This is a genomic window from Citrobacter sp. Cf087 (genome assembly GCF_030334285.1).
Lineage (GTDB): Bacteria > Pseudomonadota > Gammaproteobacteria > Enterobacterales > Enterobacteriaceae > Citrobacter > Citrobacter freundii.
Window position 1 is genome coordinate 24213 of sequence record NZ_JAOWED010000018.1, and the last position, 6286, is coordinate 30498.

The 6286-nt window shown below is 45.0% G+C and carries 4 protein-coding genes, 1 tRNA gene, 1 rRNA gene and 1 pseudogene; 3 read left to right on the top strand and 4 right to left on the bottom strand.

All coding sequences use genetic code 11. The features are described 5' to 3' along the window. Positions 1-4 precede the first annotated feature (4 nt). Genes OGV57_RS00860 through OGV57_RS00870 form a run of 3 tightly spaced genes read left to right on the top strand, consistent with a single transcriptional unit; the run spans position 5 to position 2725 of the window. Complete coding sequence (locus tag OGV57_RS00860; RefSeq protein ID WP_054528072.1) at positions 5-1375, top strand: VasL domain-containing protein; 1371 nt, start codon at positions 5-7, stop codon at positions 1373-1375. Between the two features lie 11 nt (positions 1376-1386). Next, positions 1387-1866: an Hcp family type VI secretion system effector gene (locus OGV57_RS00865; protein WP_054528071.1), complete on the top strand. Its 480-nt coding sequence runs from the start codon at positions 1387-1389 to the stop codon at positions 1864-1866. A gap of 19 nt (positions 1867-1885) precedes the next feature. Further along, positions 1886-2725: an Ssp6 family T6SS pore-forming effector gene (locus tag OGV57_RS00870; protein WP_054528070.1), complete on the top strand. Its 840-nt coding sequence runs from the start codon at positions 1886-1888 to the stop codon at positions 2723-2725. Between the two features lie 296 nt (positions 2726-3021). Here the strand turns inward: OGV57_RS00870 and OGV57_RS00875 are convergent, their stop codons facing one another. The 4 genes and pseudogenes from OGV57_RS00875 to rrf form a co-directional block, all read right to left on the bottom strand. Further along, positions 3022-3879: a lipoprotein YafT gene (locus tag OGV57_RS00875; protein WP_286530668.1), complete on the bottom strand. Its 858-nt coding sequence runs from the start codon at positions 3877-3879 to the stop codon at positions 3022-3024. 988 nt (positions 3880-4867) lie between these two features. Continuing rightward, positions 4868-5724 (bottom strand): annotated as a pseudogene (locus OGV57_RS00880) (IS3 family transposase). Positions 5725-5912: 188 nt separating this feature from the next. Continuing rightward, positions 5913-5989, bottom strand: a tRNA-Asp gene (locus OGV57_RS00885). Positions 5990-6044: 55 nt separating this feature from the next. After that, positions 6045-6160, bottom strand: a 5S ribosomal RNA gene (gene rrf / locus OGV57_RS00890). Positions 6161-6286 lie beyond the last annotated feature (126 nt).

Here is a 6286-nt window from a genome sequence, read left to right on the forward strand (position 1 = left end):
AGAGATGAGTCACGATGCACTTACGCAGACCATTGTTACCGGCAGCGACCCGCGCGGCCTGCCGGAGTTCAGCGCCCTGCGGGAGGAGATCAACAAGGCCAGCCATCCGTCGCAGCCGGAGCTTAACTGGAAACTGGTGGAGTCGCTGGCGCTGACCGTCTTCAGGGCCAACGGCGTGGATTTACATACCGCGACGTACTACACCCTGGCGCGTACCCGCACACAGGGGCTGACCGGGTTCTGCGAAGGAGCCGAATTACTGGCTGCGATGGTAAGCCATGACTGGGATAAATTCTGGCCGCAGGATAATCATGCCCGTACCGGGATGCTGGACTGGTTCAATACCCGTACCGGCAATATTCTGCGCCAGCAAATGTCCTTCTCGGATGCCGACCTGCCGGTACTGTACCGCACGGAACGGGCGTTACAGCTTATCTGCGACAAGCTCCAGCAGGTGGAGCTAAAGCAGAAGCCGCATGTGGAAAATTTGCTTTATTTTGTGCAGAACACACGCAAACGCTTTGAACCACAGCCAAAACGTCAGGCGGGTGAGCAATCGCAGACAACGGTACGAACTCTGGTCTATGCCCCGGAAGGCGCTCCGGCAGCGGCGGAAGTCACCCCTCCCCTGCCTGACCTTCCTGACATCAGGGTGGAAGTTCACCAGGACAGCACGAACGATGCGGAGCCGACCGTCAGAGCCACACCCGGTTATAGCGTCAGGAGCTTTATGGCGGGTGTTGTCTGTATGGCGGCTATCACTGCCGTACTGTGGTGGTGGCAGGTATACCCAATGCAGCAGCAACTGGCGCAGGTCAGGGATACCGCACAGGGTGCCGCCACCGTCTGGCTGACCACCCCGGACCTGGACAGCTACGGGCAACGGCTGCAACAGATTTCAGATGCGTCTCCACTACAGCCGCTGGAGACCGGTACGCTGATGACGCGCACGGCGGACAGCCGCTGGCCGGAGAGCCTGCAACAGCAGCAGGCAACCGCGCAGTGGAACACCGTCCTGAAAACCCACGCGCAGAGCAGCCCGCAAATGAAAGGATGGCAGCAGGCGCGCCAGAATCTGCGGGAATTTGCTGACCTGATGATGCAACGCGAGACCGAACAAAAGGGCTTCACGCTGTCCTATATCAAAACGGTGACCTGGCAGGCCGAGCGGTTGCTGAATCAGGAAACGCCACTGGAATATTTGTTGACGCAATACCAGGATGCTCGCGCCCGGAAACAAAATACAGATGCACTGGAAAAAGAGATTAATGAACGACTGGATGGCGTATTAAGCCGCTGGCTGTTGCTGAAGAACAATACACTGCCAGAGACGGCTACTGACACAACACCGGAAAATAACACCGTACAAAATTAAAGGGGATTAACATGGCAAATCTTGTTTATTTAACATTGAACGGAGAAAAACAGGGGCTGATCTCATCAGGCTGCTCTTCATTGGCTTCCATCGGTAATAAAGCACAAATTACACACATAGATCAGATTATGGTATTGGCACTGGATCACGGTGTTACCCGTGATCAAAACGTTAATCATCTTGCTCTGTCCATCAGGAAACCTGTCGATAAATCGACTCCTTTACTGAACAGTGCCATTACTGAAAACGAAATTCTGACCTGTGACTTTGAGTTTTACCGTACAAACCGATTTGGTATCAATGAGCTGTATTATAAGATGAAACTGATCAAAGCTCGTATTTCAGGTATTCACTTGACGGTCCCGCATACAATTACTGACAGTCGCGGACAACCGGAAGAGATCATCTCGTTTATTTATGAAACATTTACTCAGGAGCATTGTGTTGCAGGAACCAGCGCACTCAGTGTCTGGGACATGCGTCTCTTTTGAAAAAGGAAAGAGTTAAAATATGACCACTCTCAGGAACCATGAAAATGAAATAAATTCAGTCGAAGATTCCGTACTGACAAACAGTGATACATGCTCCACGCCGGGAATGACAGAATCATTAATACTACAAAACATGGGCAATAGCATGATGCCCGGCCATTATATTTATTGCGCAAGCGAATATGATGACATTGTACGTCGAATTATAAGAATACTGATATCTCCTGATACCGCTATAGGTTTTCTGGAAGGTATAAAATCTGTTCCAGTTGATTTATTTTATCTTGGTAGAGCGTACCTGGACACGGAGAACCGATACAGAAATGAAAACGAACATTACCGGCTTGCATTGTTAATAAAAAGAGGTTTATCTGATGAAGATTTAATTAGCAATCTAATTCATTTAATATTTGAAGAATTACTCATACACACACCTGAAAACACACAAAACAAAATATTCAGCCGGATCGGAGGGACTATGCTTGGCCGGATGGCAACCAATTCTCTCGTGTCAAGAAGGATTGCCAATATTGTTATGAAAAATATTATTAATGCAGCATCATCAGTACACTCAAGGTCTATTTTAGCAAAAAAAACATCTCTCACTGGTATAATAATAGGTAACATTTTATTAATAGGTGGAATGGCTGAAAGGGCTGCTTATACCGCGCAGGCATTGAAAGAAGATTGCCCTGAAATTTATAATAAGCTAAGACCTAAAGACTTAGATTTACTGTACTTCTTTGTGGAGTCTCTGATGGAACCAGTTGTAGATGCAATCAACATAAGAAGGACCGATGGTCAGGCTGCTTTTGAGAGAATCATGGAGATGGTTGCGGATGAACTCAAAAAAAAGTAACAGATTTAAAAAAATTATTAACTCCATCATCCTGGACTGCTTTGCACTCATTTATGGATTTGTTTTTTGGTTATGTCTTTACTGGTTTCTACGTTTTGATACATGGGTTGATCGCATTATTTACATCTTAATAACAATATTAATAACAAAATATCTAACAGTGCCTTTAACAAAATTATTAATTTCATTTACCCGTTCAAATGATGAATGAATTTCGACATAGCGGAAAATTGTGCTGGTTATCACAAATATTTATCCGTGACTATCAGCACAAGGCCGGAAGTTAAACAGTAGCACTATGATTTACTGTACCTGTTTACCAGATCGCTGACCACCATCTGGCAGGTTCTTTGTTCCAGACTGACAATTTGCTGCTCCGTAACATCTGTTTTCTCACTGGTTTTTACATCCATGTTTGCTTTTGCATCCGTTTTTACGATCAACGGAACGGCCATTGACTCGAAATTGGCAGGAGAGTATGTCGCCCATTCTCCGGTAGCGACATCCACCAACGCAAACCGGATCAAATAGCGCAGTGATGATCCTGACAGTTTTTCACCGGCATATTTTTTCCAGACCATCTCTTTTGTCACAGAATTATATTTCCCCGTTTCCAGTTCATCCCAGTAAACCACAATGGCTTTCTGTCTGCCCTTTGCCGCAATATATCTCATCGCCTGCATATAGTTGGCATTGATAACACTGTTCCGGTTTGTTGTAAAATCGTCAGTTGTGGTTGGATCAGACTGTGTTTCCTTTACCGATGTAACTGGCTGAACAGGGCGTTTCTTCTTCGTCACCGGAATACCGGAGAATGTGGATACCTGATAGTAGCGCTGCATTTCCTTTTGCATCATCTCATCAGGCGCACGCGAGCCTGACTTTACCAGAACAACGGCAGAATTCAGGGGGATGTCAAACTGTCCCTTCGCTTCTTCAACCGCATTCTGAATATCTTCCTCGGTGATCTCCAGCGTCAGCTCATTACCAAAAACGTCCTGATCGGTGAGTTGCGATGTGGAAGAGATTTGCTCCTGGTGAGATGCACCTGTTTTGGTTTTCCGGGCATCAATGGAGGATGTTTTTGCACACCCGGTTAACAGAAAGGAGCCTGAAATGAAAAGCAACAATAATAATCCTGGTCTGGTATTCATGCATAACATCCTCATTAACGTATCAGTTTCATTTAGTCCAGAAAGCAGGTGTTTATTATACCGCTATTTACGGACGGCATAGAAAAAATAATTCATCCACAGAACAGATAAATAATCGCAAGAATCATTCGCAACATGAATAAAGATTAACGCCCAGGCATCCGAAAAGTAACAATAAATAATTGCTTAAATATAATTTTAAAGTACATAAAAATAAAATCATTAGCTATTACGGCAACCAAGAATATAACTACAGAACCCTGTTATTCATTATTGTAATAACAGTAACAAAATAAATCAATATTAATAATTCTGTCACAAATAATGCAAAAACAATCGCCACTCGTAAACTAAATGGCGAAACACTGAAAATACTAATATGTAATAATCACATTAAGAAATAAAGCAAAGTCACTTGTCATTAAAAATTACAGCCATCACCTGTTGATATATCCCCCCCGGTTAATGGAGAATGTAATTATATATTCCATCCTTCGTAACACCAGAAATTCATCAATACCAGTCTGGGTTACAATAAATGAAGCGGTTGATATTATCAATAACCGCACTAAAAGCACCGTTAAATTTAGTCATCTCTACCATTTTGCCCTTTACGGATATATCACACTATAAGTATATTTCCAGTATCCTGTCATACGCCGGCAAGTCAGTGTGACAAAAGATAATATTATTCAGACAACAAAATTGATACCAAAAATATGGTTTCCCGGATTTATTATCTGAGCAGCAACTGTATTATGAGCAATGATAACCTGATTGTAAAAACAGAAGGTAATTATGTTCCCGCACCGCATTTTATTATGTGGCATATCGTTGCGGGGATTGAAATATGTCGCGGTCCAAAATTTCTGGCGCGGGAGCTTAAACTTCCACCACCACTTACCGGACAGTACGATATCCATTACGGTGTACTGGTTCAGGATGACAATAATATACTGTATTAGGTTTTTGAATCGTCACAGATAATCTAGACACTTCCGGGCCGTTGATAATATTGTTTTTCATATTCCGTCGGTGGCATCTGATCACTCGAACCATGCCGACGCTTACTGTTATAAAACATTTCGATGTAATCAAAAATATCGCTGCGTGCTTCTTCTCGTGTTCCGTAGATCTTTTTCTTTATCCGTTCACGCTTCAGTAGCTGGAAAAAGCTTTCTGCAACTGCGTTGTCGTGACAGTTACCACGATGGCTCATACTGCCCTCCAGACCGTGTGATTTCAGGAACGACTGCCACTCATGGCTTGTGTACTGACTACCTTGGTCAGAATGAACCAGCACCTGTTTTTGGGGATTACGTCGCCACACGGCCATCAAAAGTGCATTCAGAACAATATCTTTTGTCATCCACAGGTCAACAACTATGGCCAGATACAGCCAGCCTTCGTGGGTTCGGATGTAAGTTATGTCCGTTACCCAACGTTCATCCGGAGCTTCCGGGTTGAACTGTCGCTGGAGCCTGTTGGGTGTCACGATACTGACTTCACCTTTACGCGCTCGTGGGCTTCGATATCCGACCAGAGCCTTTATCCCGGCACGCTTCATCAGCCTCCAGACCCGGTTAATCCCACATTGTTGCCCGCTATCTCGCAGGTCGAAATGGATCTTGCGATAGCCATAAAGCCAGAACTGTTTGATTTGTCCTGTCAGTCTGACTGCTCTCTGTTGGTGGAAGAGTCCGGCCCGTATTTCTTTATCCAGGCATAAAGACTGTGGGTAGTGATATCGAGACGTGTTGCGACACTGGAAACAGAATAGCCACGATCAACAACCTGTTTGATTGCTTCAATTTTAAACTCTTCAGGATAACGCTTACTGCTCATGTGCACCTCCCTTTAAGCCATTTTAAATGACTCCGAGGTGTCTGTTAAACCTGTGGCGATTCACTTATTATCTTTTGCTTCCCCGGAATGCCGGAGGAAAACATAAGACGAAAAAAAACCGCAAGTCTTTATATGACTTGCGGTTTCTCAACTTATAAGGACGTATGAAATCATCCTTAAACAATAAGTGGCGGAACGGACGGGACTCGAACCCGCGACCCCCTGCGTGACAGGCAGGTATTCTAACCAACTGAACTACCGCTCCACCGAATTTCTTTGTCACTACCCGGATTCTTCATCCCGGTTTACTGCAATTTGATGCCTGGCAGTTCCCTACTCTCGCATGGGGAGACCCCACACTACCATCGGCGCTACGGCGTTTCACTTCTGAGTTCGGCATGGGGTCAGGTGGGACCACCGCGCTACAGCCGCCAGGCAAATTCTGTTACTAACCCGCTTTTCGCCGGTTAATCTAATCTGTATCAAGCTGAATGTCGTCTCTTCGCCAAAACATCTTCGGCGTTGTAAGGTTAAGCCTCACGGTTCATTAGTATCGGTTAGC